Origin of the sequence: Microcoleus sp. D2_18a_D3 (genome assembly GCF_036702455.1) — a bacterium.
Classification (GTDB): domain Bacteria; phylum Cyanobacteriota; class Cyanobacteriia; order Cyanobacteriales; family Microcoleaceae; genus Microcoleus.
The window spans coordinates 1-22,469 of sequence record NZ_JAUBTK010000058.1 but is presented as its reverse complement, the minus strand read 5'-3'; the positions used below and the strand labels follow the sequence as shown (position 1 = coordinate 22,469).

The 22,469-nt window shown below is 44.6% G+C and carries 22 protein-coding genes; 16 read left to right on the top strand and 6 right to left on the bottom strand.

The features are described from left to right. The first annotated feature begins 47 nt into the window (after nt 1-47). Nucleotides 48-1,913, top strand: coding sequence for a hypothetical protein (locus QUB06_RS23370; protein ID WP_333437310.1), 1,866 nt, complete (start codon nt 48-50; stop codon nt 1,911-1,913). Nucleotides 1,914-2,087: 174 nt separating this feature from the next. Here QUB06_RS23370 and QUB06_RS23365 read toward each other — a convergent pair whose 3' ends face one another. Next, a complete protein-coding gene (locus QUB06_RS23365) occupies nt 2,088-2,300 on the bottom strand; it encodes a hypothetical protein (RefSeq protein WP_333437309.1) in 213 nt (70 codons plus the stop codon). Here QUB06_RS23365 and QUB06_RS23360 point away from each other — a divergent pair. Next, nucleotides 2,265-3,950, top strand: coding sequence for a DNA repair helicase XPB (locus QUB06_RS23360; RefSeq protein WP_333437308.1), 1,686 nt, complete (start codon nt 2,265-2,267; stop codon nt 3,948-3,950). The genes QUB06_RS23365 and QUB06_RS23360 overlap by 36 nt on opposite strands. Here QUB06_RS23360 and QUB06_RS23355 read toward each other — a convergent pair whose 3' ends face one another. Then, the gene (locus QUB06_RS23355; RefSeq protein WP_333437307.1) at nt 3,951-4,595 is read right to left on the bottom strand and encodes a peptidase M15; all 645 of its coding nucleotides are present in this window, start codon (nt 4,593-4,595) and stop codon (nt 3,951-3,953) included. Between the two features lie 370 nt (nt 4,596-4,965). Between QUB06_RS23355 and QUB06_RS23350 the strand changes: the two genes are divergently transcribed. The 9 genes from QUB06_RS23350 to QUB06_RS23310 all read left to right on the top strand — a co-directional run bounded on the left by QUB06_RS23350 (nt 4,966) and on the right by QUB06_RS23310 (nt 14,069). Then, the gene (locus QUB06_RS23350) at nt 4,966-5,385 is read left to right on the top strand and encodes a XisH family protein (protein WP_332948402.1); all 420 of its coding nucleotides are present in this window, start codon (nt 4,966-4,968) and stop codon (nt 5,383-5,385) included. Then, nucleotides 5,370-5,681, top strand: a complete 312-nt coding sequence (locus tag QUB06_RS23345) for an element excision factor XisI family protein (protein ID WP_333437306.1) — start codon at nt 5,370-5,372, stop codon at nt 5,679-5,681. The genes QUB06_RS23350 and QUB06_RS23345 overlap by 16 nt, the downstream gene beginning before the upstream one ends. Nucleotides 5,682-5,771: 90 nt before the next feature. Continuing rightward, complete coding sequence (locus QUB06_RS23340) at nt 5,772-6,212, top strand: hypothetical protein (protein WP_333437305.1); 441 nt, start codon at nt 5,772-5,774, stop codon at nt 6,210-6,212. After that, nucleotides 6,199-6,528 (top strand): type II toxin-antitoxin system PemK/MazF family toxin, encoded by a 330-nt coding sequence (locus QUB06_RS23335; protein WP_333437304.1) that lies wholly within the window; start codon nt 6,199-6,201, stop codon nt 6,526-6,528. The genes QUB06_RS23340 and QUB06_RS23335 overlap by 14 nt, the downstream gene beginning before the upstream one ends. A 171-nt stretch (nt 6,529-6,699) precedes the next feature. Next, entirely contained in the window at nt 6,700-7,845 is a 1,146-nt protein-coding gene (locus QUB06_RS23330) for an iron-containing alcohol dehydrogenase family protein (protein WP_333437303.1), read from the top strand. 99 nt (nt 7,846-7,944) lie between these two features. Next, nucleotides 7,945-9,126, top strand: coding sequence for an aspartate aminotransferase (locus QUB06_RS23325; protein WP_333392207.1), 1,182 nt, complete (start codon nt 7,945-7,947; stop codon nt 9,124-9,126). A gap of 402 nt (nt 9,127-9,528) precedes the next feature. Beyond that, on the top strand, nt 9,529-12,048 hold the full coding sequence (locus tag QUB06_RS23320; protein WP_333437302.1) for a dynamin family protein: 2,520 nt from the start codon (nt 9,529-9,531) through the stop codon (nt 12,046-12,048). Nucleotides 12,049-12,086: 38 nt separating this feature from the next. Next, nucleotides 12,087-12,710 (top strand): hypothetical protein, encoded by a 624-nt coding sequence (locus QUB06_RS23315; protein ID WP_333437301.1) that lies wholly within the window; start codon nt 12,087-12,089, stop codon nt 12,708-12,710. A 15-nt stretch (nt 12,711-12,725) separates the two neighbouring features. After that, nucleotides 12,726-14,069, top strand: coding sequence for a hypothetical protein (locus QUB06_RS23310; protein ID WP_333437300.1), 1,344 nt, complete (start codon nt 12,726-12,728; stop codon nt 14,067-14,069). A 79-nt stretch (nt 14,070-14,148) separates the two neighbouring features. Here the strand turns inward: QUB06_RS23310 and QUB06_RS23305 are convergent, their stop codons facing one another. Continuing rightward, nucleotides 14,149-15,291, bottom strand: a complete 1,143-nt coding sequence (locus QUB06_RS23305; protein WP_333437299.1) for a hypothetical protein — start codon at nt 15,289-15,291, stop codon at nt 14,149-14,151. Between the two features lie 229 nt (nt 15,292-15,520). Continuing rightward, nucleotides 15,521-16,363, bottom strand: a complete 843-nt coding sequence (gene dapF, locus QUB06_RS23300) for a diaminopimelate epimerase (RefSeq protein ID WP_333437298.1) — start codon at nt 16,361-16,363, stop codon at nt 15,521-15,523. A gap of 312 nt (nt 16,364-16,675) precedes the next feature. On the opposite strand from dapF, the gene QUB06_RS23295 reads away from it, so the two are divergent. Then, nucleotides 16,676-16,888, top strand: a complete 213-nt coding sequence (locus tag QUB06_RS23295; RefSeq protein ID WP_333205415.1) for an Hfq-related RNA-binding protein — start codon at nt 16,676-16,678, stop codon at nt 16,886-16,888. Between the two features lie 55 nt (nt 16,889-16,943). Here the strand turns inward: QUB06_RS23295 and QUB06_RS23290 are convergent, their stop codons facing one another. Then, nucleotides 16,944-17,069, bottom strand: a complete 126-nt coding sequence (locus tag QUB06_RS23290; RefSeq protein WP_333437297.1) for a hypothetical protein — start codon at nt 17,067-17,069, stop codon at nt 16,944-16,946. An 11-nt stretch (nt 17,070-17,080) separates the two neighbouring features. Next, nucleotides 17,081-19,396, bottom strand: a complete 2,316-nt coding sequence (locus tag QUB06_RS23285; protein WP_333437296.1) for a cation:proton antiporter domain-containing protein — start codon at nt 19,394-19,396, stop codon at nt 17,081-17,083. A gap of 116 nt (nt 19,397-19,512) precedes the next feature. Between QUB06_RS23285 and QUB06_RS23280 the strand changes: the two genes are divergently transcribed. From QUB06_RS23280 to QUB06_RS23270, 4 genes are all read left to right on the top strand, one after another. Beyond that, the gene (locus QUB06_RS23280; RefSeq protein ID WP_333437295.1) at nt 19,513-20,610 is read left to right on the top strand and encodes an acyltransferase; all 1,098 of its coding nucleotides are present in this window, start codon (nt 19,513-19,515) and stop codon (nt 20,608-20,610) included. A 161-nt stretch (nt 20,611-20,771) separates the two neighbouring features. Then, nucleotides 20,772-20,975, top strand: a complete 204-nt coding sequence (locus QUB06_RS23275) for a hypothetical protein (RefSeq protein ID WP_333437294.1) — start codon at nt 20,772-20,774, stop codon at nt 20,973-20,975. A gap of 12 nt (nt 20,976-20,987) precedes the next feature. Next, on the top strand, nt 20,988-21,137 hold the full coding sequence (locus QUB06_RS34755; RefSeq protein ID WP_445251414.1) for a hypothetical protein: 150 nt from the start codon (nt 20,988-20,990) through the stop codon (nt 21,135-21,137). Nucleotides 21,138-21,177: 40 nt separating this feature from the next. Then, nucleotides 21,178-22,239 carry an NADH:flavin oxidoreductase/NADH oxidase gene (locus QUB06_RS23270; RefSeq protein ID WP_333437293.1) on the top strand — a complete coding sequence of 354 codons (1,062 nt, stop codon included), beginning with the start codon at nt 21,178-21,180 and terminating at the stop codon, nt 22,237-22,239. The last annotated feature ends 230 nt before the right edge of the window (nt 22,240-22,469 follow it).

Here is a 22,469-nt window from a genome sequence, read left to right as displayed (position 1 = left end):
TATTTGGTAGCACAAACAATTTTGCAGCAGGCGGATTGCCAAAAATTATGCCGCGTTACCAAACCCTAGATAATGTTATTACCCTCCAAGAGGCACTCGAAGGAATAATTGTTGAAGATTTAAAAAAGCTGAATGCACTGTTGTCGGGCGATCGCAAATTAACTCGCAAAGCTGACCTGGTTGCTGGGATTAAAGAGCAAATGCAGGGACAAAAACTCAAGCAAGTTTGGGCGCAATTAGACGACTTGCAAAAAGCGGCCGTAGCGGAAGTTATACATGGGTCAGGTGGTGGCTATGATGCCGATGTATTTGTGGCGAAATACGGACAACAACCAAACTGGGGAACAAGCGATCGCTATGGATACAACCGAGAACCATCCCTACTATGCTTGTTCTTCTACGGCACTGCGATACCCTACGATCTTGAACAAAACTTGCGGAAGTTTGTGCCAAAACCTCAAGCAACTTCCTTAAATCTGGTTGGCGATGTACTGCCAGATAATTTTAGGGTTCGTGTAGAAAAACGTAACTTTCGTACATCTCAAATAGAGGTATCCGAGTACGAACTTCCTTTGACAATTTTTGAAATGGAACGGGCAGCCCCAAAGGATTTGGAAGCAGTTTTGCGTCTGATTCAGTCGGGCAAAGTTGCAGTTAGTGAGAAAACTGCATTACCAGGTGCCGCAACTCTAAAAGCGATCGCCGCCGTATTGCAAGGGGGTGATTTTTATAACGACGAACAGCGCCAAGCTACCGTGGAAAAGGGCGATATATTCTACGAGGTTGGTAACATCAAATCCTTTGCTTGGGCCGCGATCGCCCAAGCGAGCAAATTCGCCGAACAATCGGGCAAAAAGCTAGTTTTGACCAAAGCGGGACAGAAAGCTTTGCAAGAATCACCTGCCAAAGGATTACAGACAGCATGGAAGCGCTGGTTAAAAACAAACACTTTTGATGAATTTCGCCGCATTGATGCGATTAAAGGACAAACCGGCAAGGGCGCGCGCGGCATGACAGCGGTGGCGGGGCGGAGAGAGGCGATCGCCTCAAAGCTAGCAGAATGTCCTGTCGGTAAATGGATTCTGTTTAGCGAATTTAGCAAGTATATGTTGGCAACGGGCAATCGGTTTGAAGTAACGCGCGATCCCGACAATCTCTATATTTCTGAATTTGGGTATGGTAACTTAGGATATTCCGGCAGTCACGATTGGCATATTCTGCAAGAAAGATATATGCGCTGCCTGTTGTTTGAGTATGTTGCTACCCTGGGAATAATTGATGTTGCCTATGCCGATCCGTCCCTCATACCCAGCGATTTTGACGATCTTTGGGGTACGGACGATTTGAGATTTCTCAGCCGCTACGACGGCTTAATCTCTTTTCGCCTGACAGCTTTGGGGGCTTACTGTTTGGGATTGACTAACAATTACACCCCGCCAGCAATTGAGTTCCGTCAAACACTCCGCGTACTGCCCAATTTAGATATTGTTGTAGCAGGAGAAGGCATCGCGACATCAGATGCGATCGTCCTCGATCTCTATACTAAAAAAGTTTCAGATGTCGTCTGGCAACTCGATCGACAAAAGCTATTTACCGCCATTGAAGCCGGATACCCGCTAGCAGAATTTAAAGAAGTTTTAGAGACAAGAAGTATCGAACCGCTACCCGAAACCGTACAGCAATTTCTGACGGATGTTACAGAACGATCGAATAGTTTGCAAGATGCAGGAACTGTCAAGTTAATCGAATGTGCTAACGCCCATTTAGCAGTGTTGATTGCCAATGATTCCCGTACCAAAAAATTCTGTCAGCTAGCTGGCGCTAGCACTTTAGCAGTTCCATTATCCCAGGAAAGTAAGTTTCGCAACGCCCTGCGGCAGATCGGCTACGTCTTACCCCAGCGGGATAAATAATACACCTGATACTATTAGTGTCAAAAATCACCCAAAAACCTTTTTATCTTTCGTTTATAGCTGAGTCCTGATCCCCCTAAATCCCCCTTAAAAAGGGGGACTTTGAGTATTTGTAGGGTGCGTCGCTGGCGATAAATCCTAAAAAAAGATCGACAATCTCAATCGCGACGCACCTTATAACATGGACTGGAGCAAATAAACCAAACTTTTCTGTTCTAACAAACTTATTCCGTCTTCCTTCTTCCGTCTTCCTTCTTCCCTCTTCCTTCTTCCGTCTTCCTTCTTCCTTCTTCCTTCTTCCGTCTTCCTTCTTCCCTCTTCCTTCTTCCTTCTTCCTTCTTCCTTCTTCTTATGAATTATGTTCCCGAAAATGCTTTGATCGTGCAAAGCGATCGCTCAATTTTACTAGAAGTTCACGCCCCAACAGCACAACAGGCGCGAGAAGCGATCGCCCCCTTTGCCGAATTAATCAAAAGTCCCGAACACATCCACACCTATCGCATCACGCCCCTCAGCGTGTGGAATGCGCGGGCGGCGGGAATGCCAGTTGAAGACGCGATCGCAGCTTTGCGAAAGTATGCCAAGTATCCGATTCCTGACTCCGTAGCGCAGGAAATTGAACTGTTAGGGGCGCGGTATGGATTAACTGTAATTGAAAGAATCGATGCGGCTAGCCCCGATTTACAACTGCGAATTGCCGATTTGCCGCTAGCGGAATTGCTGGTAAGGGACGATCGCGTCAAACCAATGTTGGGCAAGCGTATCTCCGATCTTTGCTTTCAAGTCGATGCCGGGAATCGCGGCGTACTCAAGCAAGCTTTACTAGCGGTGGGCTATCCGGCAGAAGATTTGGCTGGATATGTCGAGGGTGCCGAATTAGGGATTTCTTTGCGCGATCGTACTCTAACAGATTTGCCCTTTAAGCTGCGTGCTTATCAACAAGAAGCAGCAGAGGCATTCTATCAGGATGGGGAGGTAAAAGGTGGAAGTGGGACGATCGTCCTACCGTGCGGGGCTGGTAAAACGATAGTCGGGATGTTAGCCATGAGTTTGGTAAAGCAAAAGACACTCATCCTCACCAGCAGTTTGACTTCAGTGCACCAGTGGCGCAGGGAAATATTAGACAAAACGAGTTTAACTGAGGATGCGATCGCTGAGTACAGCAGTGTCACCAAACAGACGGCTGCTGTCACCCTATCGACTTACCAAATGCTAAGTTATCGATCGAATAAAGATGATGAATTCCCGCATTTTGAGTTATTTAACGCGCAATCGTGGGGACTGATTATTTATGATGAAGTCCATCTATTACCTGCACCGATATTTCGGATCACCGCTGAATTACAAGCACGACGCAGGTTAGGTTTGACTGCGACATTGATTCGCGAAGACGGGAAAGAAGGCGATGTATTCACGTTGATTGGGCCCAAGCGCTATGACGTACCTTGGCGCGAATTGGAAGGACAGGGATTTATTGCCACTGCCAATTGTACGGAAATCCGCGTCGCCCAAAATGAGGCGGAAAAAATGGAATATGCCCTAGCGCCCCGCCGCAATCAGTTTCGGATTGCTGCGGAAAATCCGGGTAAGTTGGATGTGGTGCAAAGTTTGTTGCAAAAGGAAGCGGGACATCGTATTTTAATTATCGGTGAGTTTCTGGAACAGTTGGATGCGATCGCCAAAATTACGGAATTGCCTCTGATTACGGGGAAGACAAAACAGGCTGAGCGCGATCGGTTATACGAAGCATTCCGTCACAAAGAAATTCCCGGATTAATTCTATCTCGCGTGGGCAATTTTGCCGTCGATTTACCCGATGCCGATGTGTTGATTCAAGTATCGGGAAAGTATGGTTCTCGCCAAGAAGAAGCGCAGCGCCTGGGACGAATTCTCCGCCCGAAATCCGATGGACATACTGCGAGTTTTTATACATTAGTCTCGCTACAAACTTGCGAGGAAGATTTTGCCCGACACCGCCAACTCTTCCTCACCGAACAGGGCTACAACTATCGCATAGAAGTTCAAAAAGATGTTTAGTCAGCGATCGATAAATTCTTGGTAAAACTGCTCATGCAAACCTAAGAAATTATCCATCCCCTCCTTGGTCAGATACCCGCTATTCTTACCAGTGTGCGGGTTTGTTACGTAGCTATAAATTGTTTTTGAAACATTAGGATTCTCGCTCCACCTAATGTTGAACGCTGCATAGTCTGGGAAAAAGGTCATTTCTGCATAAGCATCAATGTGGTCATGTATCCACCATGCCAATGCTGTCCAATCTTGAGTGCGTTCATAGTAAGGGATGAATGATGTAACAACAATACATGCTGTTGCTCCCATATACCCATCTGAATCTTTTACGTCCCAGATATGTTCTGCATAGTTGGCCTCATTACTGGCACAGTTGTACTGATTTTTATTCTCTGCTCCTTTGGCGTTCACCGCACAAGAACGATAGGCTGAGCGGATACTAATCCGACCAAGCGCATCTTGAATTGGTTCAAGCACCCTCTCACACAAATTCTTTCCTGCTGCGATCGCCAAATCAGGATCGCTAGGAATGTTAGGGATATCTTCAATTTGAGAGATTTCTGAATAAAGAAACTCACGCATGAAAAAACTCTTAGAGAGTTGAACCCGTCCTAGCTTTTCCAAAGCTTTAACAGTTTGTGGTTTTCTCATAGAATGAACTACAGTAATTAGAGGTGAATAGCTTAATGTTAAACACTGGCAGATAATTTAGAAGCATTGTTTCAGCCAAAAGCGGAGCCAGCTAACTTATAATTGTACCGCAGATGCGATACAATACATAATAAAGTCTAAAAATACCGCAACTTGCCCATGTCTGTCCACCCCTTCTTACCTCCGTCGGAATCTTCTGTTCTCGATCGACGGCGCACCACCAGACTCAAACATCTTACTCGTCGCAATTAAAAAAGCGATCTTTGATTACATATTAGACTATTTACTTTCACAATAAGGGACATCCACAAGACATGGGAGCTGAAGAGGTTCGTGCTGAGCTTTCCTAACCTAAATTCTGGAATATCGAATGTCTAGACGCGATAATTTACATTCCTCCCTGCGTCGCACCCTCGAAAAAGACGGGTGGACAATTACGGACGATCCTTTAGTCTTAGTGTTAGAGCAGACTCTTTTGAAAGCCGACTTAGGAGCAGAAAAGTTTTTCAGTGCCGAAAAAGAAGGGCATAAAATCGCTGTTGAAATCAAAGACTTTGATTCACCATCAGTCATTAGCGAACTGGAAAAAACGATGGGACAACTTCAGCTTTACCAATGGGCATTGGAAAACCAAGAACCGGAGCGTCAGTTGTTTTTAGCAGTGAGCCAAGCGATCTACATTAAGCACTTTCAAAAACCGATTTTTCAGTTAGCCGTCCAGCGAAATAAAATCAATTTATTAGTTTACGAACCAAGTCAAGAGGCGATTCTCCAATGGATAACTCACTAACCTATGCAGACATTCTCAAAAAAACCCTGCAAGAAGCAACTCGCGCGCAACCCCGTTTACAGGCGATCGAGCTTTACTCCGTCTGTGATGTCGATTCGGGTCACTTTCTGGTTCTGGCGACAGGCTGGGATAAACAGCGCTGGATTGACACGATTCTGTTTCATGCTCGTTTAGTTGACGATCGAGTTGTAATTGAAGAGGATAACTTTGAGGAAGGTCTAAGTCGATCGCTGATTGAGTCTGGTATAAAATCAGAGCATATTGTGACTAGCTCTTTTCCTGTTGCAAAAAGCTAAAATTGATTGGTAAGGGCGATCGCACGCAGACCGAGCAAGTCAGCTATAATCGTATAAGTACATTAATTTTACTATTAGTGTCAAACTCCCATGAACCAACCAGCAAAAACTTTCACATATCCAGTGATTTTTTTGAGACTCGGCAATCTCGAAAAAAAATTATTAGAAAATCTGCAACTGCTTCCAACAGAAAAACGACAGGAAGTTCTGGATTTTGTGCAATTTCTTGTACATCAAGCACAAGTAAAACCGTCACTAAATGAAAGTTCTGAGTCCAATTTTTTGCAAACAGAGCCATCGCATCCCAAGCGCTCGTTTATTGAGTTTTTGAGTTGCGTATTAGAATCCCCTCCAATACTAAAACCGTTTGTAGAGATAACAACCCAACAAGATTTAACCGCTGCCCAATTAACAGAGTTTTTTGCAGTCAACAGCGAAGAATATTTAATTGACTCAGCTATTACTCGTAGTCACGATGCTTTTTTGAAAGGCTACGCACCCGAAGACGAAGGACTCTATGACGACTATTGAACCGGGTGATTTTTGGGTGGCAAATATTCCCTTTACAAGTGGCGCAGGCTTTAAAAAACGTCCCGTACTTTTACTGTGGTTAGATGGCGAGGATGTAGTAGCAGCAGCCGTTACTTCTGCAAAACCTCGCACCCAAACTGATGTATTACTTAATGATTGGTCGGCTAGCGGTTTGCGCGTTGCTTCAACAGTGCGTTTGTCTAGATTAGATTCTCTGGAGAAGTCTTTGTTGTTAGGGAAAATCGGGCAAATTTCTCAACCGGATGCAGCAGAAGTGAAACGAGTCTGGGATTTGTACGTTAAGCCTCAATTCTAATGATAGTTCGATCGCCCGCCCCTCAACTGGGTCCTCCCATCCCCCAACCCCGCACAATACTTAATAAAAACTTTACAAAACTTACCCGATCGCCCAACATGGGTTAGAGTTATCCTAGAAAATCCAGCAATCCTGCAAAGCGTCAACCTTCTCGTCACTTATCCAGTTTCGATGACTCAAACCCAAAGCACCAAAACCGCCACCGCACCAGCAATTTATTCCTTGACAATTGCTCCCGCCTGTGTATTGCGAGGTCGATCGGCCATCGCACAAGCCGGAGATGCGATCGCCCGTTTCGGAAAGCGGCCGCTAATCGTCGGCGGCAGTAACTCCCTCGCCGCCGCCCAACCCTACCTGCAACCAATCCTCGAACAGCAGCAGTTACAATCCGCCGAAACAGCATACGGCAAGGATTGCAGCGAAACCAGCCTCGAAACCCTCCGCGCAGCAGCCCAAACCCATGAAGCCGATTTCATCATCGGTGTAGGCGGCGGCAAAGCCTTAGACGCAGCCAAACTCGTCGCTTATAAGTGCAAAATCCCGATCGTCACAATACCCACATCAGCCGCCACCTGTGCCGCTTGGACAGCCCTTTCTAACATTTATTCAGAACAAGGTGCATTCCAATACGATGTCACATTAGCCAGATGTCCCGACTTATTAATACTCGACTACGGCTTAATTCAAACCGCACCACAGCGGACATTAGTAGCAGGAATTGGAGATGCGATCGCCAAATGGTACGAAGCATCAGTCAGCAGCGGACACTCCGAACAAACACTGATTATTTCGGCCGTTCAACAAGCTAGAATACTGCGCGATATATTATTCCAAAAATCAGCCGCCGCCCTCAAAGAACCCGGTACCGAAACCTGGCAAGAAGTCACAGATGCAGCCGTATTGCTAGCAGGAGTAATCGGCGGAATTGGTGGTGCCCAATGTCGCACCGTCGCCGCCCACGCCGTCCACAACGGCCTAACTCATCTATTAGCAAGTCACGGCACATTGCACGGCGAAAAAGTTGCCTACGGCATTTTAGTACAACTGCGACTAGAAGAAATGCTGCAAAACAATCAACTCGCCGCTAGCGCCAGACAGCAACTGCTAAAATTCTACGCCGAGATTGGATTACCCCAAACTTTAGACAACCTCGGACTCGGAGACATTACCATAGCAGAATTACAGCGCGCCACCGATATCGCCTGCAATCCCAATTCCGACATCCACCGACTGCCTTTTAAAGTTGTTCCCCAACAATTAATGGCAGCGATGGTTTCTACCACCGCACCTGTGGGAGAATTAAAGATTAAGAATTAAAACAGTTTGTAGTAAGGACTAAAGTCCTGAAAAGGCTGTGCTAGCAAGGACGAAAGTCCTTACTACAAACCAGGAAAACTGACAACTGACAAAAAATAAATGACCTTGGATTGGATTACCCCTGCTGACAGGTTGCAAAAACTACCGCCCTACGTATTTGCCCGTCTCGACGAACTCAAAGCCCGCGCCCGCGAACAAGGACTCGATTTAATAGACTTAGGAATGGGAAACCCCGACGGTGCCACTCCTCAACCAGTAGTAGAAGCCGCCGTCGCAGCCATCCAAAATTCTGCAAATCACGGCTATCCACCCTTTGAAGGAACTGCCAGTTTTCGCCGTACTATTACTAAATGGTACAGCCGCCGCTACAATGTTGAACTCGATCCAGAAAGCGAAGCATTGCCTTTGTTGGGTTCTAAAGAAGGTTTAGCACATTTTGCGATCGCCTATATCAATCCAGGGGACGTAATATTAGTACCGAGTCCCGCTTATCCCGTATTATTTCGCGGGCCAATCATTGCCGGTGCAAAAGTTCACAACATCATCCTCAAACCAGAAAATGACTGGGTAATTGACTTAGCGGACATTCCCGACAGCGTAGCCGAACAAGCCAAAATACTTTATTTCAATTATCCCAGCAATCCGACTGGAGCAACTGCACCCCGCGAATTTTACAAAGATATTGTGGCTTTCGCGCACAAACATCAAATCTTGCTGGTTCACGATTTGTGTTATGCGGAATTAGCCTTTGACGGCTATCAACCGACAAGTTTATTAGAAATTCCCGGCGGTAAAGAAATCGGTGTCGAATTTCACACCATGTCCAAAACCTACAATATGGCCGGCTGGCGCGTCGGTTTTGTAGTAGGAAATAGCAAAATTATCCAAGGTTTGCGGACATTAAAAACTAACCTAGATTACGGTATATTTTCCGCTTTGCAAACAGCAGCAGAAACAGCACTGCAATTGCCCGATAGTTACTTGCACGAAGTGCAAAATCGTTACAGAACTCGCCGGGATTTCATGGTGGAAGGATTGGCAGAATTAGGGTGGAATATTCCTAAACCTCTGGCTGCAATGTATCTTTGGGTTCCCTGCACTCCCGGCATGAGTTCGACTGATTTTGCCCTGAATGTTTTGCAGCAAACGGGTGTTGTGGTGACTCCTGGCAATGCTTTTGGGCCGGGCGGCGAAGGATATGTGAGAATTAGTTTAATTGCAGATTGCGATCGACTGGGAGAAGCATTGCGGCGCATGAAACAAGCTAATATTCGCTATTAGTCAGTAGTCATTGGTTATTGGTTATTGGCGATCGGCCGCTCTCTCTGCATCAACTCATTATTATGTTAAGGATGACACTCATTACCCCCTAAACATAATAATGAGATTAACAAGCTCAGGCGCATACAAATTTTACAGTCAAGTTTGATGAAATTATTGTGGGGTGTCCCGCCCGCCCGAAAAATACAACGCAAGGTGCGGGACAGCCTAGTGTGTAGGATGCCCCAGAGCAGAATAAACCTGTTAAAATTGAAATAATCAATCTCCGACGCACTCTACAAGTTGATTTAAGAGTCACTCTTTATTTTGTGGTCAGGTTTAAAACATCCGTGGATGTACGATGTCCGACGCCGTGCCTCCTTAGTTATACTTAACAAAGATCATTAAGGAAGCATTTTTGCCATGCCCGTAATTGAATCTAAGTTAAACAACATCCGCAACCTTTTACAAGAATTAGGCAACTCAGTCTCTAGCTTAGTCAACTCGTCCCCGGATGTTTTTGCTGATTCGGGGATTCAATCTTGCCTACAGGATTTTTTAACTGTTTATCAAGAAGCCGTCCAACGCCTAGAAAATCCTAGTTTTCGGATTGCTACTCTGGGCACAACTTCCTCTGGAAAGTCAACGATTGTTAACGCGCTGATTGGTCGAAAAATCGCACCGATTGAAGCCGGAGAAATGAGTGGGGGTGTATTAACCATCAAACATTCTCAAGAACAGAGATTAATGATTGCAGAAACGGAAGATGCTGCTTGGGATACTGGTGAATGGACGGGATTAAGCGATGAGGATTTATACCAGCGAATTAGCACCGTGATGCACTCCTATCACGCGGCGCGGAAAAAGCGTGAGTATGTTGCGCCACAAATAACCGCTCATGTTCCTCTTTTACCTGCTTGTCATGCTTCTTTGCTAGATTTACCCACCGGAATCGGAGTTGAATTGATTGATTTACCGGGATTGAAATCTGTTCAAGACCGGGCTAACTTAGCAACTATCCAAAAGCAACTTAATAAAGCTTTTAGTTTAGTGGCTTTAGACTATATGCAGGTAGATGATGAGAACCGAAAACGCTTATTAGAAGAATTAAAGAAAGTTGTCGAAGAGCTACAAGGTCGCACAGATTCGATGATTTTTATCTTAAATCGGGTTGATAACCGAGGAGCCGATGATTTACCCCTATCAGAGCGGATTGATAAGTTAAGAGAAGAAATTAAAGAGGTCTTATCGCTTCCAGAACTTCCTGATGTTCTGCCTTTTAATGCTCGTCTTTTATATTATGCTCAGTGTGCTTGGGGTTCAGGAGCTTTTAACGAACCGTCAGTGATCAGTCAGGAGATACGGTTAAAACTCCTTAAAGCTATGTTTCAAGACTGTGCAGGAGTTATTAAATTAAATACTAAGGAGAAGCGCGATTTAAAGAATTGGTTTCGCGATATTGAAGATCGGGTAGAAGACAATAAGACTATTGATGATGAAACCATGCGGCAAATTCTCCACTCTTCTTTAGAATGGAGTGGAGGTAGAGAACTTTGGGATCGTTTCCGTGTGCGGGTTCAAGAATCATTTGCTGAATTGGTAATACTTCCTGCATTGTTGGAAGTATTCGCCAATTACAATGCTTTAGCACAATCTCTGGAAATTATCATTAAAACGAGAAAAATTTACAATCCAGAACAGGTTAAGCAAGAACAGGTTAAGCAAGAAAGAGATAACCTTGCTAAAATTCGTCAAAATTTACATAAAAATATACAAACAATTGGCAAAGAATTTAATGGAGAAGTTAAGGAATTAATCGAAAAGCTTAAGGAAAACAACCCTACGACTAATGATCAACTTGTACAAGATGCGGTAAAAAAAGGGCGTAAGGGATTTGAGCCGATTTATGATGCTGTTCGAGAAGTAGAAGGAGATTTAATTAAAGTTTTAATTATTCCTGTTTTTGATGCTTTTAAAAATCATCAAGGAGCTTTTGAACTCAGAGATAAACTAGGGGAAGTAACATCCCCCCCATTAGCTGATGATATTTCTAAAGCCTATGATCATGTTAGTCGTAGACTCAGTACATTTTCTTCTGAGTCAGAAAACTTAGTTAAGCGTATACGGGCTGATGATGATAAGGGGAAAAAAGAACTTGAAGATGATGAACGCTATGTTCGCTTGCTATATCACACGATGAGAGAAGCTATGTCGGCAAGGGCAGAGTTTGTTCTACAATCAAAAGCAAAACAGTTTGAACAAGCTTTAGAATCATTAGTTGAGGAACAAGTTAAGAAACTAAAACTTTTTCTGACCGAGGGCATTTTTTACTCGATTAATCTTGAAAAAGCAGCCCTCAGTAATTTACGCAAAAAGCTAGCTCAACACTTACCAAATTTACCAGAAAAATTTTTTGAATTGCCAGATAATATCCAGCAAAACCGTTCAAAAAAAACAGAAGTAGTGCGACAAAAAACAGAAGACGAAACACCCACCAAAACAGAACAGGAGAAGTATGAAAAATCTTATAAGGAAGGGTCTTGCTTGAAAACAACAAAAACGAGAACAAAAACACGACCTGTAACTCGTACTTACCAAGAATCAGTAACTCGTGATATTACCCAAGATGTTGAATACCTCGAACTTTTCCTTCCGTCTTCAGGCTTAATGGCAAAACAATGGTCAAGTGGAATTGAGAAAGGGAAAGGGAGTTTGTGGGATATTTTGCTTGAGTGGATTCTCCAACGGTTAGATTATGTTAGCGATATCTTTAAAGAATCCGTTGATGAGATTACCAATCTAGCTGAACGTGCTTTGCAGCAAGAATTAAGTATTATTGAGGGCAATTTTGAGCAAAAAAAACTGTTTTGGCGTGAGTTTGAAGATAAAAAATATCATGCAACAGCAGATTGTGAAAAGTTACAAAAAATTTTTCGTCAGTGAAGCAAGTTTTAAACCTAATGAAATTCAGGAGTTAAAAAATGGAATCTAGGGATATGGAGAGTTTATTAATAGTAGTAGTAGTATTAGTAGGAGGAACAGTAGTAGTAGGAGCAGTATTAGGAGTAGGAGTAGTAGTATTAGCAGTAGGAAGAGCAGTAGGAAGAGGAGCACTTGTTTTCAAGAAACAAAAAGGACAAAAATTACCAAAGCCAACTTCTAGAGAAGATTTTAATCATCAATCTACGCCAGTTGAAACTCCTCTAGATCAGGAAAATTCTCAAGAATCTTCAATTTTAGTTTTAGTCGTTTCTGCCTCGCACGCAGAGTTTCTTAAATCGCTCAAAGACAAAAAGCATATTGATGTTAGTGAGGGAGAACAACTTTACCAAATTACGAGATATTTAGGGCTAGGAACTGACACTCAACTTTCTGGAAACCGACCTGATATCGATAAGTATTCAGTGGGCCGAGCCGAATCAGAATATAACATTTACTTGGTTTATATTGAACTCAAGCAAGATGACGAAGGATTTAAGCCTAATGTCAATCAACTCGATAGATTCGATGCTTTTCGTAAGTTAGCTGATTTAGCAGTTGATGTTAAAGTGTCTGATAGATTGCAAATAGAAGCCTACGAAAACCTTGAAGTTTATAATCGCTAAACAGGAGAAAGTAAAATGCTGATTGAGGCCACTCTTTTAGTTAAAGATCCAGAAATTATCAAGGGTTTACTTGATGGTTCCATGAAACGCTATGGAAGCGTTATTAGATGGGCTGCGGGAACTTTCAAGGCTGGTCAAATTGTCCGCCATTTAGCCGAAACTCCCGGACTGACTAGCAAACTGATGACTGTTCCATTTGATCCCATTGTGGCAGGAATTGATGTTATTGGTCATGCGCTTAACTATCATAAATTAATAGGTGTTGATCATAAATTAATCGGTATCGATAGTAAATTAATCGGTATCGATAGTAAATTAATCGGTATCGATAGTAAATTAATCGGCTTTGAAAAAACCTTATCCTCAGTGATGGGGCTAAGTCAAATTGCTGCCGCCGCAAGTGTTTTAAACCTTGGTATCAGTATTGCTGGCTTTGCCTATATGGGATCTAAACTGAACCAAGTACAAAAAACTTTAGGTCACATTCATCAGTCAATGGAAGAAGGCTTTAACCGTGTTAAAGCTGGCTTAAATCGGATTGATAATCGCTTAGATATTATCTCTGAACAATTGGCATATCTGTATTTATTGGTAGAAGACAGCCACCAAAAGCAAAAAAGCCTCGCGAAAGCTATTTCCAATCTTCATCAAGCCATGCTAATTAAAGAAATTACAGCTTTAAAAGCTGAACTTGACGATCGCTCTCGTTTTCCTGATGAATCACCGAGATCGGCCATTAAAACAGCTTCTAGGGTGGGATTATTTCTCAGTAATCAAGCAATGCAAGCTACCCCAGAATTAGATGCTGAAATTATGCTTAATGCTGATGTTTCTATTCAAGGTTGGGCTGTAGCCATAGCAACAGAAGCCAATCTTCTCTTAGAAATAGGGAAACATCAAGAAGCTAAAGAATTACTGGCGTTACAAATCCCCCAATTTAAACAAGTCGCGGAAAGATGGGGTAAGGCACTAATCAATGATGAAAACACTTATCTATCTACTGCTTATCGCTTTACTAATTCTCGGTTTAAAAACCATATTGCCTCAGAACGAGTAGAAAGAATTACGGAAATATCACCAAGCGATCGCACTTTATCTCCTGACCAAATCCGACGCAAAAAAAATTATGTTGATGTAGAGTTTGAAATGTCCTATAGTTCTGCTAAATTTGATCAAACATGGACACATCGCCAAATTGCTGTAGCTGAATATTTGGATGGATTGAGTGAACTTTTAGCCAGATTAGAGGGTTTAGAATCGTTTGCAAATCTGTGCGAAAGTAAAGGTGTTAAAAGCAGCCGTGAAATTCTGCCAGGGGATGGCGCTGAACCGGGCATATACATACTACCCAGCACATAGGGTAGGGTGCGTCAGAAGCCCAAACCCTTATTTTATCAATCTATAACTTGCTCTGACGCACCCTACAAATGACTGATAACTATAACGTTTGAATTTGCTCAATCACCCAATCAAAAGTTTGCATAACTTGCTTGAGGGCAGATTCGTCTTGCAAAGTAAACAAAGCCAGACTCGGCGACCTTCTCTCACCCGGTTCTATAGGCAGCGACAGACCGATCGAACTCAGCTTACTTCTCAATTCCAGCCAATTTTGTTCCGCATTAAAAGGCGACTGGGAACCATAATTATCAGCAGAAATCTCCATTCTACCAGCAATATCTACAGTGAATAACTGATAGGGTTTTCTTCCCTTTTGAGGCAATTGAGCGGCGAAACCGCCGTAGGCATCCCCCGTTCCCCAGTGGATTTGAACTTCGGGTTCTTGACTTTTTGCCCACAAGTAAATTGCTTTTGCCATTTGCGCCTCGTCCGCGCCTCGTCTAGCTTTGATTTCCGCAAAAAATGAAGATTCATCCCAGCGCCTTCTTTCGCGCGTTGCGCTGGATTTTTTCTGCTGTGCTTCGGCTGTCTGACCGATGACTCTAGGAACCAGCGTTTTCAAACCATCTTCACTTACATACTGCTTAATTTCCAGGGCCAAAACTTCAACCGGGTCCATTTGTTCGTTGAGAAATTCCACAACTCGGCGCATTTCAGCGGAAATCTCGTCAGCTACAAACACTAAGCGAATTTTACCCGCTTGCAAATTAGTTTTAACTTTCTGCCAAAATAGGTCTTCATTAGCATCCGCACCGAGAAACTCTTCAAAAATCTGTTCGGGATCGCGACCCCGATCGCGACAATTAGCTTCAAACAGAGCAATAATTGAATCGACCGGCCAGTAAACCAACGCATTAGCAGCATAGTCGATCGACTGACCCAAAACTTTTTGCCGGAGTCCGGCATTAGGAGTTCGCCGGACATCCACCAAAGTAGGAACTGCATTTTGGTCCAGAAACAAATGATCCAGCGACCACTGCACCGCTGTTTCCTCATCGCTGGGTGCAGCTTCCCGCGAAATTAACAGCCACCTCCGCGCCGTAGCCCGATCGATTTGGTCTCCCGCTATCAAGTTAGGATAAGTTACTAGCAAATCTTGTAACTGGTCTTCCGAGTCGTAGGGCTGTTCCATCATTTCTACCAGCCTGTCGTCGTCCTGAATCAGATAAATACCTCCAGCCATGCAAGCCCACCTACTTAATTTTAGATTTTAGATTTTAGATTTTAGATTTTAGATTTCAGGCTTAGTTATTAGTCTTCAGTCTTCAGTCCGCAGCCAATAATTTGTGAAGGTCGAAGGCCTTGGTCAGAATTCAATAAAAATTTTGAGTTCAATAATTTTTATTGTTTGTTAATTCCACCAAAAAAACCTTCTGACTGATGACTGATGACTGATGACTAATCACTAATGACTAATCACTCATACAACCAGTAAATACTCGCTGTGCCGGCCCGGTCATGTAAATCCGCCCAGAAACTTCTGCCCATTCGATTTCCAAAACGCCGCCTGGGAGTTCAACCGCAGTTACCCGATCGCACTTCCCTACCAACACCCCAGCTACCACAGCAGCACAAGCACCAGTCCCACAAGCTAGAGTAACACCCGCGCCTCTTTCCCACACCCGCATTTTTACATAGTCTGAACGTACCACTTGAATAAATTCCGTATTGGTACGCTGCGGGAATGCTTTGTTGTGCTCGAATTGAGGCCCGACAGTTTCTAAAGCAACAGCCGCAACATCCTCTACAAAAGTAATGCAGTGAGGATTACCCATGCTGACACAGGTAACAGACCAAGATTTATCGGCAACTTCGATCGGCACATCTATAGCTTTAGCATCCGCTGCAGCCAAAGTTGTCGGAATTTCCGCCGCCAGCAGCCGGGGAACCCCCATATCCACCTTCACCTGACCGTCCGATCGCAATTCCGGGCTAATCACACCAGCCAGAGTGTGGATGCGGTACTGAGTTTTCGCCTCTGACCCTTCCAAATCGGCGATAAACTTAGCCAAACAGCGAATCCCGTTGCCGCACATTTCCGGTTCCGAACCGTCGGAGTTAAAAATCCGCATGGTATAGTCAGTGTCGTTTTGACCCGGAAGAGCAAATATCACACCGTCTGCGCCAATCCCGAAATGTCGATCGCACAAATCCACAGCTTGTTCTGGCGTGATCATCGGTTCTGACGAGTGGCGGTTGTCAATCAGAATAAAATCATTTCCCAGTCCGTGATACTTCGCAAACTCGATCGGCATAAAAACAAACCTCTTTTGGTTAAAACTGATTAGATAATTTGATGACCAAATTACCCATTTCCCAGTATTATAAAACTTTATGCAATTTATAGTCCTTTATAGTGAAATATAAACAAATATAATATTTATAACTCCACAGGGATATCTAATTAATGCTGATGTCAATGGCTCAATGAATATCTGTCTAAAACTAGCCGCCAACTGGTTTCTCCCTCATGGAGTAGAAGCGCTTGTAATTCTGCCAGTACGGGTTAAACGGTATAAACAGAAGAATATGGTTTAAGGTAATATTTGACTATATTTTTCTGAACTATGTCTGAATTTGAAACCGGATTGCCCAGCGTTCGCTTAATACAAAGCTACATCAAAGACAAAAAACAGGTGGAGATCAAACTCGTTACCGGCGACTTAGTAGCTGGCAGAATTTTTTGGCAGGATAATAGCTGCATTTGCCTCCTCGATCCCTCAGAAACACAAATTCTGATCTCGCGACCAGCAATTGCTTATCTCAAACCCAACGGCTGAGAGTGGGGCATGGGGCATGGGGCATGGGGCATGGGGCATGGGGCATTGTTAGCTGTTAACTGTTGACTGTTGACTGTTGACTGTTGACTGTTAACTGTTGACTGTTGACTGTTGACTGTTGACTAATGCCAACTGCCAACTGCCAACTGCCAACTGCCAACTGACAACTGCCAACTGCCAACTGACAACTGACTAATCGCTAAACAGCTTTTCGATGACTTGGGCCTTGACCAAAGGCACCTTTAAAGCAGGTTGCGGCACCGGTGGTGAGGCCGTCCGCTGCATCAAGCCGAGCTCGTAGAAGCCACCGCACAGCAGCAAACGATCGCCTTCTTGCAAATTGGTAGTTCCGTCGGGCCAGCGAGTAAATTTCCCTTCCCGGCGGATCGCCCGCACCTGCACCCCGTACTGGCTAAGCAAATCTACCTCTGACAGTTTTTTGCCCGCCCAAGGGCTGTTTGCTGGCAGCCTCAGCCACTGGCAAGAACTGTCGCCCTGCGGTACTGCAACTTCCCCCTTCGCCAGCAACTCAAAACTGATGAGTTCTTCCGGTTCTCCCACTACAAAAAGTCGATCGCCCGAGTGCAAAGCTGTCTTGCCGTTAGGATAATCAATTTCCTCGCCATTCTCGCGGACGATCGCCATCACGCTGACCCCTGTCAACTGTCGCAGGTTAGTTTCTTCCAGAGTCATGCTGGCAATGGGAGAACCTGACGGCAAGCTGTACCACTCGCTGTTCATATCTCGAACCGCCACTTTCAAATCCCGCGAAACCGCCAAAGGTTCGCGCGCGGGCCGCAATTCGAGATAGCGGCTGCTGCGAATTTGCTGCACTTCCCGCCCGATCGCCATTGCCGAGATCCCAATACTAGCCAACAAGTGGGCAGACAGTTCTAAACTCGCCTCAAACTCCGGCTGCACTACTTCCCAGGCCCCCAGTTGGTAAAGCAGTTCGATGTCTTTATCTTGGTTGGCCCGCACCACAATATCCAAATCCGGGACTAATTCTAAAGCCCGCTTCAGACACAAGCGAGTGCTCATGGGATCGGGAAGGGCGATCGCCATTGCTTTTGCCCGTTCCACCCGGGCGGCTTCCAATACGTGCAAGCTGGCAGCATTCCCGTAAATGTAAGGAATTCCTTGCACTCTGCACTCTTGAATTCTACTTTCTGACTCGTCAATCACCACAACTGAACAGTTGCGGCTTTGCAGCATTTTGACTAAAATTCTGCCGACTCGCCCGTAGCCGCAAACCACAACATAATTTTGTTCCGGCAAAGTTTCAGCTATTGCCACAGGTTGAGATGTTTCGTCAAAATAGCGCTGCAAAGGCCCGAAATTTTCCGCCCATTTCAATAACTGCGGCACGCTTCTCAATACAAACGGAGTTAGCACGAGGGTGACGGCTGTCGTTCCTAAAATTAACAGGTAAACGTTCCGCGAAACCAGCCCCATAGCTTGGCCAGCACTAGCGAGTACAAAGGAGAATTCTCCTATTTGAGCTAAGCCCAAACCTGCGATTAATGCTGTTTTTAGCGGATAGCCAAATAGTCGGACGATCGGCGTTATAATCAAGAATTTGCCGACAAATACTATAAATACCAGTCCCAGAATTACTTCTAGATGGTTCCACAGAAACATCGGGTCAATTAACATTCCGATGGTGACAAAAAATAAGGATGCAAAAATATCTCGCAAAGGCTCGACATAAGTTAGAGTTTGGTCGGCATATTCCACCTCCGAAATCATTAAACCCGCCACAAATGCGCCCATCTCGATCGAAAAACCCAAATATTCTGTCAGCAGCGCAATCCCTAAAGCCAAAACCACAACTCCCAGCAAAAACAGTTCCCGACTTTCTGTTTGCGCGAGGTATCGCAGCAACTGCGGTACCATCCAAATGCCGGCGACTACAGCACCGACAGCAAATAACCCGATCCGCAGCAGGGCCCACGCTACCGTCATGCCGATCTCTTCTGCTGGCTGATTGAGGGCCGGCAAAACTGCTAGCATTAGCCCCAAAGCCAAATCTTGAACTACTAATATTCCCAGCATGACTTGACCGTGGGAAGTACCGGATTCATTGCGTTCCATCAAGCATTTCAGGACGACTGCTGTCGAGGAAAGTGACAGAATCGATCCTAAAAACACGCCTTGAGCGGGCGATTCTACCCACCCTACAGCCAAGGAAATTGCAGTAGTAATGGCGATCGTCAGCACAATTTGCAAGCCCCCCCCGCCCAAACTAATGGCTTTTACTTTCTGGAGTTCGGCGAAAGAAAATTCCACTCCCAAGGCAAATAACAGAAAGGCAACCCCAAATTCAGCCAGGGTGTCTACCTGAATTAATTCTTTAATCAGCCCCAAACCTGCCGGCCCAACTACGATCCCTCCCAGGAGGTAGCCGAGAATTACCGGCTGTCGCAATAGCGATGCAAAGAGTCCTCCTGCTGCGGCAGCAGCGAGAACTAGAACTAAGTCAACGATCAGTCGGAAGTCTTCTTGCACAAGTTTATGAAAAAAGTATAAAGTTATATTATAGTATCTAATGTGTTGACTATGTTTAGCGCGTTGACTATAGTTGAGGGACAAGCGCAACAGTCACTCTTGAACAAGGTATTCTCATGATGACACAGAGTTCCACTCCTCACAAAAAGCTTAAGCTCTTGCAAGTTTATCGAGGGATTGCCGCTGTATTGGTGGTAATGTTTCACCTTAACGAAATCAGCACGGGTATATTAAATCAAGTTACTTTTTTTAATTTATTTCAGGGTGGGTGGAGCGGTGTTGATTACTTTTTTGTATTGAGCGGTTTTATCATGGTGTACGTTCACCGATCGGCGATCGGTAAAAAAGACCAATTAAAATCTTTTTTAGTTAAGCGCGCCGTGAGAATTTATCCCATATACTGGATAATTACTCTGACACTTTTGTGTTTTTTTATAGTAATTCCCGGTTTGGCTAACAATCAAGATTTAGGTTTAGGATACGTAATTGGCTCGCTTCTCTTGATTCCTCAAAATGAACAGCCCATTCTATTGGTAGGTTGGACTTTAATTTACGAATTATATTTTTACTTCCTGTTCAGTATAGCTATCTGGTTGAAACCAAAACATTCTGTACCGATACTTTCGACTTGGCTATTTGTCACGATTCTACATTTTTGGAAAATTGTAACATTCCCCAAGTCTTTTGTCTGGCTGGCTCTAGTATTTGGGGGTATGAATCTAGAATTTGTTTTGGGCTGCATGGCTGGGTATATTGTGATTAAATATAACAATAAGATCGGCAAGTACAGGTGGATATTGTTTGGGATAGCAAATTTAGGATATGTTATTTTAGGAATCCTCATCGCCTGGAGAAACATAGAGTTCCGGCGCGTCCCTACTTTTGGAGTGCTAGCAGCTATGTTAATCATTGCTGCTACCTCGATAGACCTCAAGGATTCCCCGAAAATTCCTAATCTTTTAATTTTCTTGGGAGATGCCTCATACTCGATATTTTTGACCCACGTACCGCTGATTTTAGCAATGACAAAAATTTTGCAAAAGGCGAATTTAGGAAAATATTACGACGGTTTCTTTGCTCCGGCTCTACTGGCAGTGTTCGCCGTAGTTTTAGGTGGCATATTCTACTCTTTGATAGAAAAACCATTGACAGTTTTTCTGCGCCAAAATATTGTTGAAAAAATGTTTCCTCCCAAAGCAGAAGGCAGAATCTAAAAAAGCCGAAGGTTTGACGGCGTTGGAAGCTAAGAATCCCGATACTGTCTGCTGTGAAATTAATCTCGTTCTAACGGGTTATTGTTACTTTCGGGTTCCAGCTCCTAAACTGTGATTTTAGTCTTCAAAAACGCACTCACTATAGATATTTGAGCGGTATAATGAAAAGCCCTCGGATGCGCCAGATTATGGGGATTATGGACAGCCATATCTATGCAGCCGCGCTCAAGTCAATTGCCATTGAGCGTTTGATTGTGGCCAGCCACGGGGGTCAAACTAACGAGGATAAGGTGAAAGCTGCCGTAGCACCTGTAAAGACTGCACTAGAGGCGATCGACTCCCTAACTGTAGGACACCCGTATTAGCTCGGTCACGAACTGAGCATTGCCGATTTCTACCTAATTCCAGTCTTTACCTACCTATCCCAGACCGCAGAGTACGAAGCAACGATCGCGCAAACTTCAAAGCTGCGGACTTGGTGGAATGAAGTCAGTCAACTTCCCAGCGTCAAGAAAGTCTGTGCTTGATTGACATCTGTAGCATTTTATAAATCACGGGTTTATAACCATGTCCCATTTATTTGAGCCATTCGATCAACGTGGCGTTAGCTTCCGAAATCGCATTGCAGTTTCTCCCATGTGTCAATATTCCAGTGTTGAGGGATTCGCGAATGATTGGCATCTGGTTCATCTCGTCAGTCGAGCCGTAGGAGGGGCAGGGCTGGTGATGACTGAAGCAGCGGCAGTCGAGCCTGAAGGACGAATTACGGCGCAAGATTTGGGAATCTGGGACGATGCTCACATTGAAATGTTGGCGCGAATCGTCGAGTTAATTCACCGCAACGGTGCGGTTGCAGGAATTCAACTTGCTCATGCAGGTCGAAAAGCCAGTACAGCGCCTCCGTGGGATGGCGGCGATGTGCTTTCGGAATCTCAAGGAGGATGGACTTCGATCGCCCCTAGCGCCATTCCATTTGAACCCGGTACCCCCGCCCCGATCTCTCTGAGTATCGAAGACATTCAGAAGCAGACCACACTCTTTGTCAACGCAGCCCAACGCGCCCTCGAAGCCGGATTTGACGTAATAGAGATTCATGCGGCTCACGGCTACCTACTGCATGAATTTATGTCTCCCTTGAGCAATCAACGGACTGATTCCTATGGTGGCAGTTTTGAGAATCGCATCCGGTTTTTATGTGAAGTCGTAGAAGCGGTGCGAAATGTTTTGCCCGATCAAACACCGCTTTGGGTTCGCATCTCTGTAACCGATTGGGTTCCAAATGGTTGGGACATTGAACAAAGTATTGTACTCAGCTATAAATTAAAGTCACTTGGCGTTGATTTAATCGATTGTTCATCAGGTGCAATTGTACCGGGTGAAAAGATTCCGACGGGCGCAGGTTATCAAACTACCTTTGCCGATCGCATTCGACGCTCCGCCAACATCGCCACCGGAGCCGTTGGTATGATTACTGCACCCGCGCAGGCTGACCACATCATCCGTACAGGTCAAGCAGATATGGTATTACTTGCCAGAGAAATGCTGCGCGATCCTTATTGGCCGATGCGGGCTGCGAAGCAACTACGTCAATCCGTGCCTGCTCCTATTCAATACGATCGTGCTTGGTAATTAAGCGGATTTGCGATCGATTTTGGGTCAGCCGATTTAATCAACTAAGAGGAGTGAATATAGCCTTTCGACGAGCTCTCATATGAGGTACTCATGGCCTCCGTGGCCTCCGTGGCCTCCGTGGGCATACCTCACCACGCTTGAGAACCGCTATAAGTAGGTAGGCGGGAAAAAACCTATTTATGTAACAAAACATTAAGCAGGATAATTCGAGTTAAATTTAACGCGTT

What these genes read in the sequence shown, in the direction of transcription:
- dapF (WP_333437298.1), bottom strand. Translation starts at nt 16,363, where the DNA reads ATGCCGATCGAGTTTGCGAAGTATCACGGACTGGGAAATGATTTTATT.
- QUB06_RS23335 (WP_333437304.1), top strand. Translation starts at nt 6,199, where the DNA reads ATGACGACTATTGAACCGGGTGATTTTTGGGTGGCAAATATTCCCTTT.
- QUB06_RS23340 (WP_333437305.1), top strand. Translation starts at nt 5,772, where the DNA reads ATGAACCAACCAGCAAAAACTTTCACATATCCAGTGATTTTTTTGAGA.
- QUB06_RS23325 (WP_333392207.1), top strand. Translation starts at nt 7,945, where the DNA reads ATGACCTTGGATTGGATTACCCCTGCTGACAGGTTGCAAAAACTACCG.
- QUB06_RS23370 (WP_333437310.1), top strand. Translation starts at nt 48, where the DNA reads ATGCCGCGTTACCAAACCCTAGATAATGTTATTACCCTCCAAGAGGCA.
- QUB06_RS23350 (WP_332948402.1), top strand. Translation starts at nt 4,966, where the DNA reads ATGTCTAGACGCGATAATTTACATTCCTCCCTGCGTCGCACCCTCGAA.
- QUB06_RS23320 (WP_333437302.1), top strand. Translation starts at nt 9,529, where the DNA reads ATGCCCGTAATTGAATCTAAGTTAAACAACATCCGCAACCTTTTACAA.
- QUB06_RS23360 (WP_333437308.1), top strand. Translation starts at nt 2,265, where the DNA reads ATGAATTATGTTCCCGAAAATGCTTTGATCGTGCAAAGCGATCGCTCA.
- QUB06_RS23330 (WP_333437303.1), top strand. Translation starts at nt 6,700, where the DNA reads ATGACTCAAACCCAAAGCACCAAAACCGCCACCGCACCAGCAATTTAT.
- QUB06_RS23270 (WP_333437293.1), top strand. Translation starts at nt 21,178, where the DNA reads ATGTCCCATTTATTTGAGCCATTCGATCAACGTGGCGTTAGCTTCCGA.
- QUB06_RS23310 (WP_333437300.1), top strand. Translation starts at nt 12,726, where the DNA reads ATGCTGATTGAGGCCACTCTTTTAGTTAAAGATCCAGAAATTATCAAG.
- QUB06_RS23275 (WP_333437294.1), top strand. Translation starts at nt 20,772, where the DNA reads ATGAAAAGCCCTCGGATGCGCCAGATTATGGGGATTATGGACAGCCAT.
- QUB06_RS23295 (WP_333205415.1), top strand. Translation starts at nt 16,676, where the DNA reads ATGTCTGAATTTGAAACCGGATTGCCCAGCGTTCGCTTAATACAAAGC.
- QUB06_RS23345 (WP_333437306.1), top strand. Translation starts at nt 5,370, where the DNA reads ATGGATAACTCACTAACCTATGCAGACATTCTCAAAAAAACCCTGCAA.
- QUB06_RS23305 (WP_333437299.1), bottom strand. Translation starts at nt 15,291, where the DNA reads ATGGCTGGAGGTATTTATCTGATTCAGGACGACGACAGGCTGGTAGAA.
- QUB06_RS23355 (WP_333437307.1), bottom strand. Translation starts at nt 4,595, where the DNA reads ATGAGAAAACCACAAACTGTTAAAGCTTTGGAAAAGCTAGGACGGGTT.
- QUB06_RS23280 (WP_333437295.1), top strand. Translation starts at nt 19,513, where the DNA reads ATGATGACACAGAGTTCCACTCCTCACAAAAAGCTTAAGCTCTTGCAA.
- QUB06_RS23315 (WP_333437301.1), top strand. Translation starts at nt 12,087, where the DNA reads ATGGAATCTAGGGATATGGAGAGTTTATTAATAGTAGTAGTAGTATTA.